This is a genomic window from Collinsella sp. TM10-22, assembly GCF_003466125.1.
GTDB lineage: Bacteria > Actinomycetota > Coriobacteriia > Coriobacteriales > Coriobacteriaceae > Collinsella.
Genome location: NZ_QSOC01000005.1, coordinates 88772 through 107106 on the forward strand (window position 1 = coordinate 88772; position 18335 = coordinate 107106).

Sequence of the window (18335 nt, forward strand, 5' to 3'; positions counted from 1 at the left end):
GCCCAGACAATGGTGGTACGGGCATTCGCCCGGCACTGCCATGAGAGGAGCGGCCGTGAACAAGAGCAAGCGCATCGCCATCAGTCTGGTCGCAGGCGTGCTCGCTGCTCTGCTCTGCATGGTTTACGGCTCGTCGATCCGCTCGCAAGCCGAACAGGTCCAGGCTGAGACCTTGGCCAAGTACGGGGGCGATCGCGTCGAGGTATGCGTTGCGGCGCGCGATATCGATGTGGGCGAGACCCTCGATGAGACCAATGTCATAACCCAGGAATGGCTGACGAGCCTGCTGCCGCGTGACGCAGCGACCGAGCTGCGCCAGGTGCGCGGCGACGTGACGACTTCGCGTATTCCCAAAAACGCCGTGATCTGCAATGTCTACACCAAGGCCGAGAGCCACAAGCTCGAGGTGCCTAAGGGCAAGGTCGCCGTTTCGGTGGCGGTCGATGCCGAGCACTCGGTCGGCGGCGCCACGGGCGTGGGCAGCTACGTGGATGTGTATGTGCAAAAAGACGGCGTAACCGATCGGCTGTGCGGCGCGTACGTGATCGATACCAGTGAGGATTCCGGTGCCACGCGCGAGGGCAAGATCGAATGGGTGACGCTGGCGGCTGACCCCGAAGACGTCAAGGAACTGCTGGGCGCCTCGGGCAAGGGAACGGTCAGCTTGACGATTCCCGCCACGGCTCGCGGCAAAAAGAGCGGAGGCGACGAGTGATGAAGGCGATCTGGCTTGCGTGCTGCGCGTGCGGCGATTACGGGCTGTTGCAGCGGGAAGTCGAGGGCCGTGATGCGGGTGCACAGGTGCTTCGCGTGGGTGACCTGGACGGGCTGGTTTCCATGGCGCGGGCGTTTCCGTCGCGCCGCGGGGCTGCCATCATCGCGGCGTCTCTGTTTGATACCGAAGATGTGCGCAAGACTGTTGCGCGCCTGACGGCCGAAGGCCGCGTGAGTCGCGTGGTCGTGTTGATAGAAGCGCTCGATCCGTCGGATATCGAGGGGCTGTTTCGCGCGGGGGCGACCGAGGTCATCGCTGCGCACAGTATATGTGGCAACGGGCGCGCGGGCGAGGGAGCGGTTGATTCCGATCGGCGCATGACGATTGAGCCCGATGCTTTTGTTGATAGGGAACCCGGGGCGCCTCGCGCTACAAGAGGCCCGCGTGTTGATGATTATGGAAAAGCGGAAGCCGAGCATGGTCGGCGCCCCCGGAACCCCCTTGTATACGATGACGCTGGAGGGCCGGCACAGCATGCTGGCGACTCCCCGGCTGTAGATATGGGATACGTGCACGGCGTGAATCTGGCGGATGAACTGGACGAAGTTGAGGGCTTTGCCGGGTGCGGCGAGTTGTCGCCGATGCAGCATGAGCAGATTGCACAGAACGAGCCTGCCTCGCAGACCGAACAAGCTGCCATGCCGGCTTGGACGCAGCGTGTGGTTGCGGCGGGGGAGACGGGGACGCTGTCACCGACGCCCGCCCCGCCGCTTCAGATGCCGCCGGCAGACGCCGCCGCTCCGCCGCATCGAGCTCCGGTCATCTGCGCCATTTCGGGTTCGGGCGGTTGCGGCAAGTCGACGATTGTTGCCACCATGGCACACACATCGTCGCTGTTGGGCTTGCGTGCCGCCGTGCTCGACCTGGACCTGATGTTTGGAAACCTTTACGACTTGTTAGGCGTCGATGCTCCGCGCGATATAGCGGCACTTATCGAGCCGTCGGCGGCGGGCGCGCTCGCCGAGCCGGATATCGTAGCCGCATCGATGCGCGTGGCGCCGGGCGTTACGCTCTGGGGTCCCGTCGCGGCGCCCGAGCAAGCCGAGCTCATGGCACGTCCGGTGGAGCTATTGCTTGATGTTCTGCGTCGCGAATCCGACGTGGTCTTTATCGATACCTCGGTCTTTTGGGGCGACGCCGTGGCGGCTGCGGTGGCGGCGAGCGACCGTTGTCTGGTCGTTGGCGATGCGGCGGTGTCGTCCGCGACATCGGCGTCGCGCGTCATTGAACTGGCAAGTCGAGTAGGTGTGCCGCGCACGCGCATGAGCGCTGTGTTCAACCGGTTCGGTGCGCGCGGGGCAGACGAGGACGTCGCCATGCGCTTTGAGATTGCCTGTGCGTTGAGCTCCAAGATTCGTATCGCCGATGGCGGACAGGATCTCGCCGCGCTCATGGCGTTTGGGCGCGCTGACGAGGCAGTGGGGCAGACCAGCGCTTTTGCGACCAGTGTGCGCGAGGCCACGCGCGAGATGCTCGTGGAACTGGGGTGCGCCGTCGGCCCTTGGAGCGATATGGTCGCCGACCGTGCAACACGCACCGAACGCCCGCGTATTCGCCTTCCCTGGTCGCGCGAGGGTGATCAGCGATGAGCCTGCAAACGAGGATTAAGGCTGCCGGCGCTGCAGCGACGGCAGCGCCTGTAGATGCAGGGCGTCGCCGCGCGGTGAAACGACGCACCAAGCGCGCCGTAATGGACCGCATGGGTTACGACGAAGTGGCGCGTATCAGCGCCTATATCGACCCGGCGCTTGCCCGCTCGGAATTGCGTCCCGCGGTGGAGGCGGCGCTCAATGTTGAGGAGCCGACCGATCTCGCGACGCCCGAGCGCGAGACCATCATCGACGAGATTTTGGATGATGTGGTGGGCTTGGGGCCGTTGCAGCCGCTCATCGAGGACGACACCGTTACCGAGATCATGATCAACGGCTGCCGCTCGGCTTTCTTTGAACGCGGCGGCGTTTTGTATCCCATCGAGCACGCGTTTGAGGACGACGAACAGATCCGTGTGCTAATCGACCGCATCATCTCGCCACTTGGCCGCCGTATCGACGAGCGCAGCCCCATTGTCAACGCCCGCCTCAAAACGGGCTATCGCGTCAACGCGGTGATTCCGCCTGTGGCGATTGACGGACCGATTCTCACCATCCGAAAGTTCTCGGACCGTATCTGCTCTCTGGACGAGCTCGTGGGGTTGGGATCGCTGCCGCTTTGGTATGCGCAGCTGCTGTCGTGCGCGGTGTCGCTGCGACAGGACCTGGCGGTTGCGGGGGGCACGGGATCTGGTAAGACCACCCTGCTCAACGCGTTGTCATGCGAGATTTCCACCGGCGAGCGCATCGTGACGATCGAGGACTCTGCCGAGCTCAAGTTTGCGCATCATCCGCACGTGGTGCGCCTAGAGGCGCGCGAGGCTTCAATTGAGGGTGAGGGCGCGGTGACGATCCGCGACCTGGTAACTAATGCCCTGCGCATGCGCCCCGACCGCATCGTGGTGGGCGAGGTGCGCGGTGCCGAGTGCTGCGACATGTTGCAGGCCATGAACACGGGCCACGACGGGTCGCTCACCACACTTCATGCGGGTTCAGAACAGGAGACCGTGGTGCGCCTGACGTTGCTTGCACGTTATGGCATCGATCTGCCGAGCGAGCTCATCGAGGAGCAGATTGCCATGGCGCTCGACGGCATCGTGATGTCCGAGCGCCACGCCGATGGCAGGCGCTTTGTGGCCTCATATTCGGGGGTTCGCCGCGGCGTGTCGGGCGGTGTTGAGCTCGAACGCTACGTGACTTTCGATGCCGCCGAGTGCACCTGGACGCTCGACCGCGAGCCGCCGTTTATCGCAGAAGGCCTGCGGTCGGGGACGCTTACACAAGAGGAGGTGGACGAATGGAGATCGCTATGCCCCTCGTCGTAGGGGGCTTGGCAGGGCTTTCTGTCGCGACGGCGTGTGGGGCAGAGCCTCGTGTGCCGCAGGTACCGCCGGCGGAGCTGGCACGTCAGGCGCTCGAGACGGTGGCAGAGAAGCTGCCGCGTGAGCTGGTGGAAAACGATCTGCTGAAAAAGATCGCCCGTTCGTGGGCATCGTTGGTCCCCACAGATCGCTTTGGGCTTGCTATTGAGGATAACGCGACTCGCCTGGCATTTCTGCTGCTATCGAGCGGTGTCTGCTGCGTTTTGCTAACGATGGTGTCGTTATCGCCCCTCGGATTTGCCTTGGGACTTGTTGCCCCGTTTGTCGTTGGCGCCGCCCGGGATGGCTTTGAGAGTCGGCGCGAGCAACACGATGTGGAGGAGGCCATGCCCGAGGCGTTTACCGCACTTTCCATGTCGCTTGCCTCGGGACATTCGCTGGCCCAGGGCATGCGCTTTGTGGGCGCTCATGCGCAAGAGCCGGTGCATACCGAGTTTTTGCGGGTGGCGGCGGCGATCGATTGCGGCATCTCGGCGACCGATGCGCTCGACGACCTGCTTCTCCGCATCGACGCCCCCGGGCTTTCGCTTGTCGCGTTGGCGCTCAAGGTGTCGCAGCGAACCGGTGCCCCGCTTGCCGACCTGCTGGCCGAGGCGTCGAGCATGGTGGGGGAGCGCATTGAGCTCAAGCGCCGCCTGGATGTCAAGACGTCGCAGGCCCGCATGTCGGCGCATATGGTCGCGGCGATGCCGGCGGGCATGTGCGCGGTGTTGGCGCTGCTTTCGGCAGATTTTCGTCGCGGTCTTGTGACGCCTGCCGGTGCGGGCGCTGTGGTGCTGGGTCTTGCCCTCAACGCCGTTGCCCTGGTGGTTATCCGGCGCATTATGAGGGTGGAGCTATGAGCGCCCTGGTTGCAGTTGCGGCTTGCCTGTGCGCTCTGAGTGTATTTGTCGCGACGGGTTTGGATCGGGCGGATGCACGCAAGATCGCAGGTACCTGCAAGCGCGAGGCAGTGCTGGTCGCTGCTGCGGGTCGCTCGGTGGCCGATGCCCTGACCGCGCGAGTGAAGGGCGCGGTTGGGGCGGGCGGCCCGGCGCGAGCGTCGCTCGGCGAAGTGTCCGAGATGATCGATGTTGTTCGCTTGGGTCTTTCGGCCGGTCTTTCGTTTGATGCGGCGCTTGAGATTTTCTGCGCCAACCGCCGGTCAGTGCTGGCTCTTCGCCTTGAGCGGGCCCGCATGGCGTGGCAGGTGGGCGTGGGCACGCGTGAGGACGAGTTGTTGGCCGCCGCGCGCGACCTGGACGTGCGAGCGCTCGAGACCTTTGCCATCACGGTGGGGCAGGCGCTCGCCCTGGGTGCCCCACTTGCCGAGACGCTGGCCGCTCAAAGTCGCGAGATCCGTGCAGCTCATCGCGCCGCGGTTGAGCGCGAGATCGAGCGTGCGCCCGTCAAGCTGCTGATTCCCACCGGCACGCTCATCTTGCCGGCGTTGCTTCTGTCCATATTGGGCCCGCTGCTGGGAGCAGGCGGGATGATGTAGGGAGGAATACATGAACACGATGGTCGAAGTTGCTGACAAGGCTTGGAACTGGGCTTTTTGCCGGGCGATCCGCGCTCGCCAGCATGCCAAGGAACTGTTGCAGGAGGAGAGCGCGCAGGGTACCACCGAGTACGCCATTTTGGTGGGCGTGCTTGTGGTGATCGCGATTATTGCCATCGTTGCATTTAAAGGCAAGGTTAAAGAGCTATGGGATGCGATCAGCGAGGGCATCAACAGCCTGTAGAGGGCGAGCGCCCCATCGGGGTGCTGCTGGTGTTTGCTTGCCTGATCGTGGCGATAGCGGCGGTGCTTTGGGGGCTTAACTCCGCGCGGCAGCAGCGTCCTGGGGCCGCCTTCGACTCGGGCTCAGATTCGGCGGTGGCGTCTCAAAAAGATGAGACGCGAGATGCGGACGATTCGGATGTCGCTGTCACGGCGCAAACCTTTCTGCGGACGCTCGACAAGCGGTCTGCCACTGCGACGGATTCGCCTGAGGGCAACGCGATTGCGGTCCGGCTTGCATGGTCCGAGGACCGACCGATGACCGAGGCAGCGGCGGATATGTTACGCGCCTACCGCGAGGTGCCAACGGCCCAGCTCGCCCTGAGCGGCTATCTCGATATTAAGGGCAACGTATGGGGCGCCATCGTGCGCGATGGACGCGGCTGGGTCGATATGGTGACGGTTGCTGCGGATGTCGGCGATGCTTCGTGCCGCCTGCGCGTGATCCGCCTGAGCCCGCAGGCATCGAACTCAAAGGAGGGGTCGTGAAATGCATGACGTCCTGCGCGAGGAATCTGCCCAGGCGACGGTCGAATACGCCATCGTCACGGTGGCGCTGCTTTCCATCGTGCTGGCGATCGCGGGACTTTGGCGTGCTGGCACCGATGGGCGCTTGGCGGCGCTGGTCGAGCGGGCGGCATCCCATGGCGTTGCCTCGACGTCGGTTATCGACGCCGCTGCGGGCGCTAAGGACATCGCGTTGTATTGATATCGCGCGTGAGGACCGGGCGCAGTCTACGGTCGAGGCCGCTTTTTTGCTGCCGACGTTTCTGACGCTCATCCTTCTCGCACTGCAACCGGTGTGCCTGCTCTATACGCGCGCGGTCATGGAGTCTGCCGCCGCCGAGACCGCGCGGCTCATGACCACGACGACGGCGGAGGACGATGATCTTAAGGAGTTCACCCGCCGCCGGCTTGCCGCAGTGCCCAACGTTTCGATCTTTCATGCCGGCGGGCCGTTGTCGTGGGATATCGAGCTTGGCCGGGCCGGTGCGGGTGGCGTCTCGTCCGTGTCCGTTTCCGGCGAGGTCAAGCCGTTGCCTGTGATCGGTGCGTTTGCGCAGGCTATGGGTGGTACCGCCGAGGGCGACTACGTTGAGCTCAAGGTCAATGTCTCGTATCAATCGCGTCCCGAATGGCTGGAGGGAGATTATGATTCGTGGATTGCTGCATGGGATTAAGCGTTTCTGGTCTAGGCGCGTTTTGACGCGCCGTCCGAGCTGCCATCGCAAACGAGGAGGCTTTATGGGTCGAGCCGGTATCGACCTGTTTATCGAAGACGGTGCCTACACCACGCTTTCCTCTGCCGTGGTCATCCTAGTGGTGCTTACGTTGTTGTTTTCGTCAACCGCGGCGATATGGAGCATGTCGCGTGCCGGGGATACCCAGGTGGCGGCCGATAGCGGCGCGCTGGCGGGTGCCAACGTAGTGTCGTCCTATCACACGGCTGCCACGGTGGTTGATGCGAGCATCTTGAGTCTGGGGCTGGCGGGGTTTGCCACGATCGGGACGGGCCTGGTCGCCATCCTCATCCCGGGTGCCGAGCCGGTTGCCGGCAATATGGTCGACACCGGGATTGGGATCATTAAAACGCGCAACAAGTTTGCCAAAAGCGCATCGGAAGGCTTACAGAAAATCGAGACGGCTCTGCCGTATCTGGTTGCCGCGCGAGCTACACAGGCGGTGTCGGCGCAGGATACCGATAGCGTGAGCTATACCGGTACGGCGCTTGCCGTGCCCAGGACGTCCGAGTCCGATTTCGTTGCGCTCGAGGGGTCCGAGATCTCGCCCGATGCTATTAAAGACACGTCAGATGATTTAGAGCTCGCAGCCAAAAAGTTGAAGGAGGCTTCTGAGGATACGGCGAAAGCAAAAGAGCGCGCCTGGCTTGCGGACTGCGGCGGGTCGGACAAGGGCACGATTGGTAGCCGTTCGTGCATGTGGGAGCGCGCGAAGAAGCTGGCGTCGCTGCCGGGCGAGCTCAACCCACATTACGCATCGAGCGTCACGTGGGAGCCCCAGGTGGCGCTTGACCGAGCGAGAACATATTACCGTCAGCGCCTGGCTAACGAAAAGCCGCTTGGAAGCGGTGTCGAGATGCAGGCGGAGTCTGCCGCTCGAAAGGCGTTCTATCGGTATGCCGGTGAAGAGCTCGGGCGTGCCTCCATCGTGGACGACGGCACGAGCGTCGTCGCGGACCTGCCGCTGCTGCCGCGCAATGCGGACGAGGTCAGGGCGAGCGATCTTTATACCGATGCCGCGTGGCCGACGAGCAGCAATGACGGCAAGACGTACATCCATTATGGAACTGGCTGCCCAAACTATAAAAAGGGAGCGCCGGGAGGACTGTCATCGGTTGCTGACTTTGACGGGAGAGAAGCATGCGACCGCTGCCATTTTGGAGTCAAGACACTGGGTGCCGTCGCCGCTCCTTCTACATCGATCGAAAACGGCTTCGAGTATCACTTTGACAAGTTCAAAGACGCCATGGAAGACTACGCCGAATGCCGCAACAAAGAGCTTGAGCTCGAGCGACAGACCGAAGGCGAGGCAGATCGCGCGGGAAGCGCATTCGATCAGGCCATTCAAGCGCTTTCGGGTGAGCGTCCGCGTATCGCGCCGCCCGGTCGCAACGGCGTGGTCGCCCTTGCGGTTTCGGGCGATATGACCAGCCCCGATCAACTTAACTCCTCGTTTAACACGGCGGTTGAGCTTGGCAGTCGCGGTGCCATCTCTGCCGCGGTGCTGGCGCCCGATGAGGCGACGGCGCAAAACAACGTGCTTTCGCGATTTTTCTCGACATTGAAGGAACGCTCGGGCGGCGTTGCCGGCGTGCTCGACGGCGTCATGGATGTTTGGGGACGGCTGCTCGTAGGATACGGTGATATCCAAGGTTCGGCCGACGAACTTATGGACGAGATGATTAAAGACCTAGGAGGGGGCGGCGGCGCGTTGGGCTCCATCGCATCGTGGCTCGGCGATACCGTTTCGGCGTCCGTGGCGGCGCTGGGTTTGGAACCGTGCGACTTGCGCCTGCGAAAGCCGGTGCTGACCGATTCCGCCAACGTCATTAAGAGTCCGGGGTCTGACATTGCTGGTTTCTCTCAAGCGCAAGACAAGCTGCGAGGTATTCCGTTGGGCGTGACCGATCCCAAGGCGCTTTGCGAGGCGTTGGAATATCAAGTCGAACGCACCATTGGCGGTACGGTGTTCACGCTTGCGGAGATTCCTCTGCCCGGCGGCGGCTCCATCCCACTCACCGTCGATGTCGCCACGCTGGTTGGCGCTCTGGGCGGTGGGTCGTAATGAGTATCCGCATGCGTCTGCGCGAGGAGCGCGCCCAAGCGACGGTGGAGATGGCAGTGGTTACGCCCGTTTTGCTGGTGCTGGCACTCATCGTGTACAACGTCATGATCTTTGCCAGCGCTGTCGCGCGCTTCGACCGCGTGGTGCCCGACATCGTGTTGGCGCACGCCGTGGCGTCGGAGGGGGAGGGCGGCGAAAGCTCTGCCGATGCCTCGGCGACGGTTCAGACTCAAATTCTGAATGCCATGGAAGGCTATGACTTGCAGATCGAAGTGTCGAGCGAGCAAGGCGCGGAGGCATCGGATGGTGGCCTGCTCTCCCTATCCGGTACGTTTAGGACCTACACCTGCACCATGCACTATGAGCCGTGGCCGACTTCTCTCAGCATCGCTGGCGTTCCGCTGGGGGCGCCGACAACGTTGTCGCACGAGCGCGCGGTGACGGTCGATCCATGGCGTCCGGGGGTGGTTATGTGACCGCGGTCTCGTCCTACATCGCTTACGCGCGGGCACTCAACAGGCTGGGTTGGACGCCGGCCGAGTTTGCGGTGGCGGAGTCGTTCGTCGTGCGCCTGCTCGGCATGCTGGGACGGCGTCCGGTTGCCGCCAACGGCCTGCCGCTCGTCATGGCGTTTCCGCACTGTTCCTCGGTCCACACGTGTTTTATGGCCTATCCCATCGATATCGCCTTTATCGACCGCAACGGCAACATCCTCGCACGCTATGAAAACGTCCGTCCGTGGCGCATGTGCTCTCACCCGTGCGCCTGGGCCGTACTGGAACGTCCCTCAATCCTCGCCTCGCTCCCTGCCCTCCAACAAGTGCCGGCGTAAGAATTGGCGATAGCGGACTTTCGTCATACGAAATTGGGTAAGATGGAGGAGAAGATGCATGGATGTTGAGATCCATCCCAACGCTAAAAAGCACCTGACGGAAAAGCAGGTGCTTAGCGCCTGGCTTGCGGTTACTGAGTGCATTCGTCGCGAGTCGAAGGACGAGCCGCCGAGATGGCTTGCGATTGGATGGCTCCCAGACGGACGAAGCGTGGAGCTTGTCGCGGTCGAGCTTGTCCGTGGGTGGCTTATCATTCATGTCTTGTCTCCAGTCCAGAAGAAATTTTGGCAGAAGATTGAACAGACTCGGCAAAGGGGTCGATGATGGGCAAGACGTATACGGCCGCTAATGGTCAGGTTGTAACGGATGAAATGATTGACGCGTGGTGCAAGTCGTACGAGCGTGGAGAGTTTCCGGATGGCGAACACACCGTTGGTGGGATTGTGCATGGACGGCCCCCACTCTCAGGTGAGGGGACGGCAACGCTGTCGGTCAAGATTCCCCTGGGAATGAAGGAGGCCATTCGTCGACGGGCGGCTGTCGAGGGGATGACGCCAAGTGAGTTTGCCCGTGTGGCTCTGAGTGAAAAACTTCTTGCTTCCGGCTGATGCCTCTGACGTGCCGATTTATAGAACCAAGGCTGTGCTCAAAAACTTTTTTAAAATTCTCGGTTGACCGGAACGCGTCCTTGGTTATACTAATCAAGCCTTGAAACAAGGCACACCTCAAATGGCTGGGTAGCTCAGTTGGTAGAGCAGAGGACTGAAAATCCTCGTGTCAGGGGTTCGATTCCCTTCCCCGCCACCTTGAATTGACTAGGACCTCTGCAAAGGGGTCCTTTTCTTTTATGCAGACCCCACATGGAATCGAACCCCGTGAGGGCGCGGAGCTGAGTAAACGCGTAAGCGTTTGCCAGCGCAGCTCGCAAGGCGCGCAAGCGCCGCAGCGGTCCGTCCGCGCAGCGCGCGGACGCGATTCCCTTCCCCGCCACCTTGAATTGACTAGGACCTCTGCAAAGGGGTCCTTTTCTTTTATGTAGTCCCCTGCGGAAAGCGCATCCCAGACATTCCTCCCGCTTTTGCGTCACTTTTCAGACCATTCGGTCGCCTGCCCGCACGCGCGGGTATACTCAAAACGATACTTTTCCTATGCAATACGATGCGGGCTCGACCTGCACGATCCGAAGGGGGCAGTGATGGAGAAGATACTCGGCGTTAATCTCTCTGGCTGGTTTATTCCCGAGCCTTGGGTGACCCCGTCGCTGTACGCGGCGACCGGTGCATCCAACGCGGCCGAGCTGCAGGAGGCCATGGGCACCGCCGCCTATAACGAGCGCATGCGTCGTCATTACGAGACGTTTGTGAGCGAGGATGATTTTCGCCGTATGGCGCAGATCGGCCTCAACGCCGTGCGCCTGCCGGTGCCTTGGTATGCCTTTGGCTCACAGGAGTCCGATGCCTCCTACATCTCGGTTGTCGACTACATCGACCGCGCGATTGAGTGGGCTGCCAAGTACAACATTCGCGTGCTGCTTGACCTGGCAACTGTGCCCGGTGGCCAGGGCGATTCCAACGATTCGCCCACCACGCCGGAGGCTGTTGCCGAGTGGCATTCGTCCACTAACGGCCGCCATGTCGCACTCGACGTGCTCGAGCGTTTGGCCGATCGCTACGGTGAGGCCGAGAGCCTGCTGGGCATTGAGCTGCTTGACACGCCGCAGATGAGCGTCCGCAAGAGCCTCTTTACCATGACGGATGGCATTCCTGCTCACTACCTGCGCAACTTCTATCGCGATGCTTACGAGCTCGTCCGTTCGTATATGCCCGAGGATAAAATCGTCGTCTTCTCGTCTTCGGGGTATCCCAGCGAGTGGAAGCATTTTATGCGCGGCACCAAGTACAAGAACGTCTACATGGACCTTCACCTGTACCATTACCGTGACGAGTATGCACTCGACATCACGAGCCCCCGCGGGCTGACGACGGCGATTTCGCGTAACAAGCGCGAGCTTAAAGAAGCGATTTCGACGGGGTTCCCCGTGCTGGTGGGCGAATGGTCGGGTGCGGCGATCTTTGCCAACTCGTCGGTTACGCCCGAGGGCCGCAATGCCTACGAGCGCGTGTTCATCGCCAATCAGCTGGCATCGTTTGCGCCGGCTGCCGGTTGGTTCTTCCAAACGTGGAAGACCGAGAAGCGTATTGCGGCATGGGATGCCCGCGCGGCGCTCGGTACGCTCGAGCGCGGCATGATTGAATAGGTTGATATGACGCAAAACAGCGCCCATACGGGCAAACTCTATGTGGTCGGCACACCCATCGGCAACTTGGGAGACCTGTCCCCGCGCGTTGGCGAGGCGTTTGCCGCCGCCGATGCCATCTGCTGCGAAGACACGCGTGTGACGTCAAAGCTGCTAATGCACCTGGGTATCTCCAAGCCGCTTGTCCGCTGCGACGAGAATGTGATCGCCAGCCGCGCCGCCGGCCTGGTCGACCGTCTGCTGGCGGGGGAAACCCTCGCCTTTGCCTCGGACGCCGGCATGCCGAGCGTGTCCGATCCCGGCCAGGCGCTGGTCGAGGCAGCGCGTGAGGCCGATGTACCCGTCGAAGTTATCCCCGGGCCCTCTGCTTGCGTCACGGCGCTCGTTTCGTCCGGCATTCCCTGCGAGCAATTTTTCTTCGAGGGCTTTTTGGGCCGCAAGCACGGTGACCGCGTGCGCCGTCTGCAGCGCCTTGCCGTGGTGCCCGGCGCGCTCATCTTCTACGAGTCTCCACATCGCATCGTGGCGACGCTCGAGGCTGTGGCCGAGGTCTTTCCCCAGCGTGAGGTTGCCGTCTGCCGCGAACTCACCAAGCTACATGAGGAGGTCTTGCGTGGGCCCGCCGCCCAGCTTGCCGAGGAGCTGCGTGCTCGTGGCGAGGTAAAGGGCGAGATTGCGCTGGTCATCGCGCCGCCGAGTGAGGACGAGGAGGCCGGCATCGTGCCGGCTGGCGCTGCGGCGGCAGATCCCGACGAGGCCCTGCGCGAGGATATCCGCGCCGCGCTCGAGGAGGGGGAGCCCGCTTCTGCGGTGGCCAAGCGCCTGTCTCAGAAGTATTCGCGCCGCAAGCGCGATGTCTATGCCATGGTGCTCGATATGCAATAGATGGAGGATATCCAGCCCTTGCGCTAGAATCATCCCCTGTATGCAACGTTTTTCTGGAGGACTAACCCCATGGATCAAAGCAAGCCTTCGTTCTTTATCACGACGCCCATCTACTACGTCAACGCCGATCCGCACCTGGGCACGGCTTATTCCACCATCATCGCCGACGTCCAGGCTCGTTATCGCCGCTCTGCCGGCTACAACGTCAAGTTCCTGACCGGCATGGACGAGCATGGCGAGAAGGTCGCCGAGGCCGCAGCCAAGCACAACATGACGCCGCAGGAGTGGACCGACAGCCAGGCTCCGCACTTCAAGGAGTTGTGGAGCAAGCTCGAGATCTCCAACGACGACTTCATCCGCACCACCGAGCCGCGCCAGCATCATGCTGTACAGTACCTGTGGGAGCGCATGAAGGAGTCCGGCTACCTGTATAAGGGCAGCTATGATGGTTGGTATTGCGTGCCCGACGAGACCTACTTCACCGATACGCAGGTCCAGAAGGGTGACGAGGAGTACGGCAGCGTCGGTCAGCACCTGTGCCCCGATTGCCACCGTCCGCTTGAGCGCGTGCAGGAGGAGTCTTACTTCTTTAAGCTTTCCGCCTTCCAGGACAAGCTGCTCAAGCTCTATGACGAGCACCCCGACTTTGTTGAGCCTGCGTTCCGCATGAACGAGGTGCGCAGCTTTGTCGAGGGCGGCCTCAACGATCTTTCCGTGAGCCGCACGAGCTTTGACTGGGGCATTCAGGTTCCGTTTGATGAGGGCCACGTGACCTACGTGTGGTTCGACGCCCTGCTCAACTATATGACGGCTGTCGGCTACGGTGTCGACACCGACGAGGCCCGTGCCGAGCTGGCCTATCGCTGGCCCGCGCAGTTCCACATCGTGGGCAAGGACATCATCCGCTTCCACTGCGTCATTTGGCCCGCCATGCTCATGGCCATCGGCGAGGCCCTGCCCGAGCATGTCTTTGCCCACGGCTTCCTGACCGTGCGCAACGCCGAGACCGGCAAGGCCGAGAAGATGTCCAAGAGCCGCGGCAACGCCATCGCTCCGCAGGACGTCATCGACATGCTGGGTGTCGAGGGCTATCGCTATTACTTCATGACCGACGTGGTGCCCGGCACCGACGGCGCCATCAGCTTCGATCGCATGGAGCAGGTCTACAACGCCGACCTGGCCAACAGCTGGGGCAACCTTATCTCGCGTTCGCTCAACATGAGCGGCAAGTACTTTGACGGCTGCGCGCCCGCCAAGCCCGCATCGTTCGATGCGTTCGACAGTCCGCTGGCAAAGATTGCCGATGGCCTGGTCGAGCGCTATATGGCCAAGATGGACGTGCTCGATTACGGTGGAGCCAAGGACGAGGTCATGGAGCTCGTCCATGCCGCCAACCATTACATCGAGGACTCCGAGCCTTGGGCGCTTGCCAAGGACGAGGCCAAGGCTGACGAGCTCGCGTTTGTGATCTACAGCCTGCTCGAAGCCATCCGCATCGCCGCCCACCTGCTGATGCCGCTCATGCCTCAGACTTCTGCCGAGGCTCTGCGCCGTCTGTCCTGCGAGGACGAGGCCGCAAGTGACGATCTCAAGGGTATTTGCGCTTGGGGTCTGCTTGCCGGCGGCGCTCCCGTCGAGAAGGGCGAGCCGCTGTTCCCGCGTCTGGGTTAAGACGCCGCGCGCCATATCGGCAATTCGCAGTTTAGGTGTAAGGGCATGGCCGCAACGGTCCATGCCCTTTTGTTTCAAGACGTCGCCACCATGCTAAGGAGGCAACTATGACAACTTCGCCTTTGGCAAACCCCACGGCAACAAGGGAGCTGCTGGAGGAGTTTGGCCTTGCGACCAAGCATCGCCTGGGCCAGAACTTTCTAATCGACAACCATGTGATTGAGCGTATCTGCGAGCTTGCCGAGCTTGCAGGTGACGAGCGCGTACTCGAGGTGGGTCCGGGTGTTGGCACGCTCACGCTTGCGCTGCTGCAGGAGGCTGCGTGCGTCACGTCGATCGAGGCCGATCCCGAGCTCGAGCCGGTGCTCGATGCCCATGCTGCCGACTATGCCAACTTCCGCTTTATTATGGGCGATGCGCTCAAGGTGGACCCGGAGCAGATTGAGCAGGCTGCTGGCGGCGAGCCCACGGTATTTGTCGCGAACTTGCCCTATAACGTGGCAGCGACGATCATTCTGCAGTTTTTCCAGACGATGCCCGCGCTCAAGCGTGCCGTCGTCATGGTGCAAAAGGAGGTTGCCGATCGCATTGCCGCGACGCCGGGCAACAAGACCTATGGCGGCTATACGGCAAAGCTCGGCCTGTATACGCAGGTGACGGGTCGCTTTGAGGTGCCGCCGCGCTGCTTTATGCCGGCGCCGCATGTGGACTCAGCCGTCGTGCGCATCGACCGCGTTGAAGGCGTGGTGCCCGAAGGACTCGATCGCGAGTTTGTAGCCCGTGTGATTGACGCCGCATTTGCTCAGCGTCGCAAGACTATCCGCAATTCCATGAGTGCTAACGGCTTTGCCAAGGACGTGCTCGATGCCGCCTTTGAGGTTTGCGGTATCGCGCCGACCACGCGAGCCGAGACACTCGATGTTGCCGACTTTGTCCGTCTGGCCCAGGAGCTCATCCATGATGCCTAATGCCGAACGTGTGACGTTTACCAAGAAAAAGAAAACGGTCGCCTGTCCGGAGCCCTTGGCGCCGCTTGCCGACACGCACGCGCATCTGCTTTCGTTCTGGGGCAAGGATGTGCCCGAGACGCTCATGCGTGCCAAAGCGGCGGGCGTCGACCTGTTGGTGACGGTCTTCGACCCTATTGCCGATAAGCGCAGCGTGACGGACTATAGCGACTGGCTGACGCGCGAGATTCTGCCGATGCAGGATATCCCGCAGATCAAGTATCTTGCCGGCGTGCATCCGTATGGCGCGCCGGACTATACCGACGATGTTCACGCACAGGTCGTTGCCGCACTCGATGACCCCTTATGCGCCGGTATTGGCGAAATCGGCCTGGACTACCACATGGACTATGACGACGATATCGCGCCGGCGCCCCATAACGTGCAGATTGACTGTATGGCGCGCCAGCTCGAGCTTGCCGTGTGCCGTAACGTGCCGGTGGAGCTGCATCTGCGTCACGAGGACACGGACCCGGAGCGTACCTCGCACGTGGACGCCTACAACGTGCTTCGTGAGGTGGGCGTGCCCCAGGCCGGTTGTGTGCTGCACTGCTTTGGCGAGGACCGCGCCACGATGGAGCGCTTTGTGGAGCTGGGCTGCTATATCGCCTATGGTGGTGCGGCCACCTTTAAGCGCAACGACGACGTGCGCGAGGCATTTGCGGCGACCCCGCTCGACCGCATTTTGTTCGAGACGGATTGCCCGTATATGGCGCCGGAGCCCATTCGAGGTCTTGAGTGCGAGCCGGCAATGATTTCAATCACGGCAAACACGCTGGTCAACGACCGTGTCGATCGCACTGGTGAGGACGCCGAAACAATCGCGCAAGCCGCTTGGGAAAATGCTTGCAAACTTTTTCAAAAATAGTTCTTGCGTTCACGGTGGCGCTCCGTTATTCTAATTCCTGCACGCGGGCGTGGCGGAATTGGCAGACGCGTACGGTTCAGGTCCGTATGGGGGCAACCCCATGAAGGTTCAAGTCCTTTCGCCCGCACCATTGAATGAAAGAGCTCCCAGCAATGGGAGCTTTTTTGTTACGGGCCGTTTTTGGCAGATTTGACCTATCGATTTCGCGCGGTAGATGCCCCTGCGGTCAAAAAGTGGCAAATATGAGTACTGGCACGAAAATAGAGACATTTCACGAAGCCATTTTTGCTCATTTTACGCAACAGATGTACGCTAATTTGACTCAATCATGAGACGAAATGAAGTAATTTCGATAGACTTCGGGTTCAAAGAGGCGATTTTGACCCAAATACGCTGTTACTAAACTGGTAACAGTACTCATATTTGGTCTTTTTTGACCACGGGTCCTCTTGTTGGTGTCACACAGCTGCTTCGTGCGGGTATCCTAGTCCCAACGTGTGCCTATCAGAGGAGAGACCATGCTGTTTTCCGGTATCATCGCCGCCCTTACCAGCCTTTTGATTCCCATCATCATCCTGTTGCTGCTGCTGCCCAGCGCCTGCTATGTCGTTGAACAGCAGCATGCTGTGATCATCGAACGCTTAGGCAAGTTCAACCGCATCGTCAACGCGGGCTTCCACATGAAGGTGCCCGTAGTCGACCGTAAAGCTGCCACGGTGAGCCTGCGCACGATGAAAAACGGTTTTGGTATCGACGTTAAGACTCAGGACAATGTGACTATCGGCCTCGAGATCTCGGCTCAATATCACGTGAGCTATGACATGGGTGCTGGCCCGGCGGATTCGGGCATCTACAAGAGCTACTATATGCTGCAGGAGCCCGTCGACCAGATGCGTGACTTCATCACCGACGCCCTGCGCTCTTCGATTCCCGTCTACACACTCGATGAGGTCTTTGCCAAGAAGGATGACATCGCCAAGGATGTTAACGCTACCGTTTCCGAGCAGATGGCTGCCTACGGCTTCACCCTCGTGTCGACGCTCATTACCAAGATCGCACTGCCGACTGAGGTCGAGAACTCTATGAACGACATCAACGCCGCCCAGCGCAAGCGCGCTGCGGCACAGGAGCTCGCCGAGGCCGACCGCATCAAGCGCGTCACCGAGGCGACCGCCGAAGCCGAGGCCATGGAAAAGGCGGGCGAGGGCATCGCCAACCAGCGCAAGGCGATCGCTCTGGGCATTAAGGACTCGCTCGAGATTATCCAGGAGACAGGTGTTGGCAACGATGAGGCCAACCAACTGTTCATGTTTACGCAGTGGTCCGAGATGATGACGGAGTTTGCTCGCATGGGTAAAACCTCGACGGTCGTGCTGCCGAGCGACTTCTCGCAGTCGGCCTCTATGTTCGAGCAGATGCTGACCGCCGGCAAAGTTCAAAACGGTTCGAAGGAGTAGGCACGCGTGAAATACACCGTCGTTTGTGTTGGCAAGCTCAAAGAGCGCTTTTGGAAGGACGCGTGTGCCGAGTACACCAAGCGCCTGGGCGCCTATGCCAAGGTGGATATCCGCGAGGTGGCCGATATCGACCCTGCCAAGGCGGGCGGCGTGGATGCCGCGCGTGACAAGGAGGGGGCGGCGATTCTTGCTGCCTTGCCGTCTCGAGCGCATGTGATCCTGCTGGCTATCGAGGGCAAGGAGCGTTCGAGTGAGGAGCTCTCGGCGAGGCTCGACGATCTTATGCTGCGAGGCAGTAGCGACATTGCCTTTGTAATCGGCGGTTCGGACGGCGTGAGCGATGACGTGCGCGCACGAGCCGACGAGATGCTCAGCTTTGGACGTATTACCTTGCCGCATAACCTGGCGCGTGTAGTGCTGCTAGAGCAGATTTACCGTGCCTGCAAGATCAGCCGTGGCGAGCCGTATCACAAATAGGTCGGCAATACGAAACAGTGACGTGGGACAATACCTTTCGTTTTGAGGAATGTGTCTGAGAGGACT

General features: G+C 61.3%; 21 protein-coding genes and 2 tRNA genes. All 23 read left to right on the forward strand.

Annotated features, from left to right (window positions below; genetic code table 11):
* The first annotated feature begins 55 nt into the window (after window positions 1–55).
* A complete protein-coding gene (cpaB, locus tag DXD94_RS06375; RefSeq protein ID WP_022094089.1) occupies window positions 56–715 on the forward strand; it encodes a Flp pilus assembly protein CpaB in 660 nt (219 codons plus the stop codon).
* On the forward strand, window positions 715–2364 hold the full coding sequence (locus DXD94_RS06380; RefSeq protein ID WP_117763565.1) for a P-loop NTPase: 1650 nt from the start codon (window positions 715–717) through the stop codon (window positions 2362–2364). Before cpaB ends, DXD94_RS06380 begins: the two co-directional genes overlap by 1 nt.
* Window positions 2361–3689: a CpaF family protein gene (locus tag DXD94_RS06385; protein WP_117763566.1), complete on the forward strand. Its 1329-nt coding sequence runs from the start codon at window positions 2361–2363 to the stop codon at window positions 3687–3689. Before DXD94_RS06380 ends, DXD94_RS06385 begins: the two co-directional genes overlap by 4 nt.
* On the forward strand, window positions 3674–4588 hold the full coding sequence (locus DXD94_RS06390; RefSeq protein WP_233540335.1) for a type II secretion system F family protein: 915 nt from the start codon (window positions 3674–3676) through the stop codon (window positions 4586–4588). Before DXD94_RS06385 ends, DXD94_RS06390 begins: the two co-directional genes overlap by 16 nt.
* The gene (locus DXD94_RS06395; RefSeq protein WP_117763568.1) at window positions 4585–5226 is read left to right on the forward strand and encodes a type II secretion system F family protein; all 642 of its coding nucleotides are present in this window, start codon (window positions 4585–4587) and stop codon (window positions 5224–5226) included. The genes DXD94_RS06390 and DXD94_RS06395 overlap by 4 nt, the downstream gene beginning before the upstream one ends.
* A 10-nt stretch (window positions 5227–5236) precedes the next feature.
* Window positions 5237–5470 carry a hypothetical protein gene (locus tag DXD94_RS06400; RefSeq protein ID WP_117734713.1) on the forward strand — a complete coding sequence of 78 codons (234 nt, stop codon included), beginning with the start codon at window positions 5237–5239 and terminating at the stop codon, window positions 5468–5470.
* Window positions 5434–5997 carry a hypothetical protein gene (locus DXD94_RS09570; RefSeq protein WP_147336106.1) on the forward strand — a complete coding sequence of 188 codons (564 nt, stop codon included), beginning with the start codon at window positions 5434–5436 and terminating at the stop codon, window positions 5995–5997. Before DXD94_RS06400 ends, DXD94_RS09570 begins: the two co-directional genes overlap by 37 nt.
* Window position 5998: 1 nt before the next feature.
* On the forward strand, window positions 5999–6217 hold the full coding sequence (locus DXD94_RS09575; protein ID WP_117734711.1) for a hypothetical protein: 219 nt from the start codon (window positions 5999–6001) through the stop codon (window positions 6215–6217).
* The gene (locus DXD94_RS06410; protein WP_117734710.1) at window positions 6153–6689 is read left to right on the forward strand and encodes a TadE/TadG family type IV pilus assembly protein; all 537 of its coding nucleotides are present in this window, start codon (window positions 6153–6155) and stop codon (window positions 6687–6689) included. The genes DXD94_RS09575 and DXD94_RS06410 overlap by 65 nt, the downstream gene beginning before the upstream one ends.
* A 64-nt stretch (window positions 6690–6753) precedes the next feature.
* Complete coding sequence (locus tag DXD94_RS06415) at window positions 6754–8814, forward strand: hypothetical protein (protein ID WP_117734709.1); 2061 nt, start codon at window positions 6754–6756, stop codon at window positions 8812–8814.
* On the forward strand, window positions 8814–9290 hold the full coding sequence (locus tag DXD94_RS06420; RefSeq protein ID WP_117734708.1) for a TadE/TadG family type IV pilus assembly protein: 477 nt from the start codon (window positions 8814–8816) through the stop codon (window positions 9288–9290). Before DXD94_RS06415 ends, DXD94_RS06420 begins: the two co-directional genes overlap by 1 nt.
* Entirely contained in the window at window positions 9266–9646 is a 381-nt protein-coding gene (locus DXD94_RS06425) for a DUF192 domain-containing protein (protein WP_117734707.1), read from the forward strand. The genes DXD94_RS06420 and DXD94_RS06425 overlap by 25 nt, the downstream gene beginning before the upstream one ends.
* 58 nt (window positions 9647–9704) lie before the next feature.
* Entirely contained in the window at window positions 9705–9971 is a 267-nt protein-coding gene (locus DXD94_RS06430) for a hypothetical protein (protein WP_117763569.1), read from the forward strand.
* Complete coding sequence (locus tag DXD94_RS06435) at window positions 9971–10255, forward strand: CopG family transcriptional regulator (RefSeq protein ID WP_117763570.1); 285 nt, start codon at window positions 9971–9973, stop codon at window positions 10253–10255. Before DXD94_RS06430 ends, DXD94_RS06435 begins: the two co-directional genes overlap by 1 nt.
* Before the next feature lie 123 nt (window positions 10256–10378).
* Window positions 10379–10451: transfer RNA gene (locus tag DXD94_RS06440), tRNA-Phe, on the forward strand.
* Between the two features lie 391 nt (window positions 10452–10842).
* The gene (locus DXD94_RS06445; RefSeq protein WP_117763571.1) at window positions 10843–11904 is read left to right on the forward strand and encodes a glycoside hydrolase family 5 protein; all 1062 of its coding nucleotides are present in this window, start codon (window positions 10843–10845) and stop codon (window positions 11902–11904) included.
* A 6-nt stretch (window positions 11905–11910) separates the two neighbouring features.
* On the forward strand, window positions 11911–12789 hold the full coding sequence (gene rsmI / locus DXD94_RS06450) for a 16S rRNA (cytidine(1402)-2'-O)-methyltransferase (RefSeq protein WP_117634283.1): 879 nt from the start codon (window positions 11911–11913) through the stop codon (window positions 12787–12789).
* 69 nt (window positions 12790–12858) lie between these two features.
* Window positions 12859–14460: a methionine--tRNA ligase gene (gene metG / locus DXD94_RS06455; protein ID WP_117734704.1), complete on the forward strand. Its 1602-nt coding sequence runs from the start codon at window positions 12859–12861 to the stop codon at window positions 14458–14460.
* A gap of 107 nt (window positions 14461–14567) precedes the next feature.
* Window positions 14568–15428 carry a 16S rRNA (adenine(1518)-N(6)/adenine(1519)-N(6))-dimethyltransferase RsmA gene (gene rsmA, locus DXD94_RS06460; protein WP_117763572.1) on the forward strand — a complete coding sequence of 287 codons (861 nt, stop codon included), beginning with the start codon at window positions 14568–14570 and terminating at the stop codon, window positions 15426–15428.
* Complete coding sequence (locus tag DXD94_RS06465) at window positions 15418–16335, forward strand: TatD family hydrolase (protein ID WP_117763573.1); 918 nt, start codon at window positions 15418–15420, stop codon at window positions 16333–16335. Before rsmA ends, DXD94_RS06465 begins: the two co-directional genes overlap by 11 nt.
* A gap of 43 nt (window positions 16336–16378) precedes the next feature.
* Window positions 16379–16465: transfer RNA gene (locus DXD94_RS06470), tRNA-Leu, on the forward strand.
* 388 nt (window positions 16466–16853) lie between these two features.
* A complete protein-coding gene (locus DXD94_RS06475; RefSeq protein ID WP_117763574.1) occupies window positions 16854–17792 on the forward strand; it encodes an SPFH domain-containing protein in 939 nt (312 codons plus the stop codon).
* Between the two features lie 6 nt (window positions 17793–17798).
* Window positions 17799–18269, forward strand: a complete 471-nt coding sequence (gene rlmH, locus DXD94_RS06480; RefSeq protein WP_022094530.1) for a 23S rRNA (pseudouridine(1915)-N(3))-methyltransferase RlmH — start codon at window positions 17799–17801, stop codon at window positions 18267–18269.
* Window positions 18270–18335: the final 66 nt, after the last annotated feature.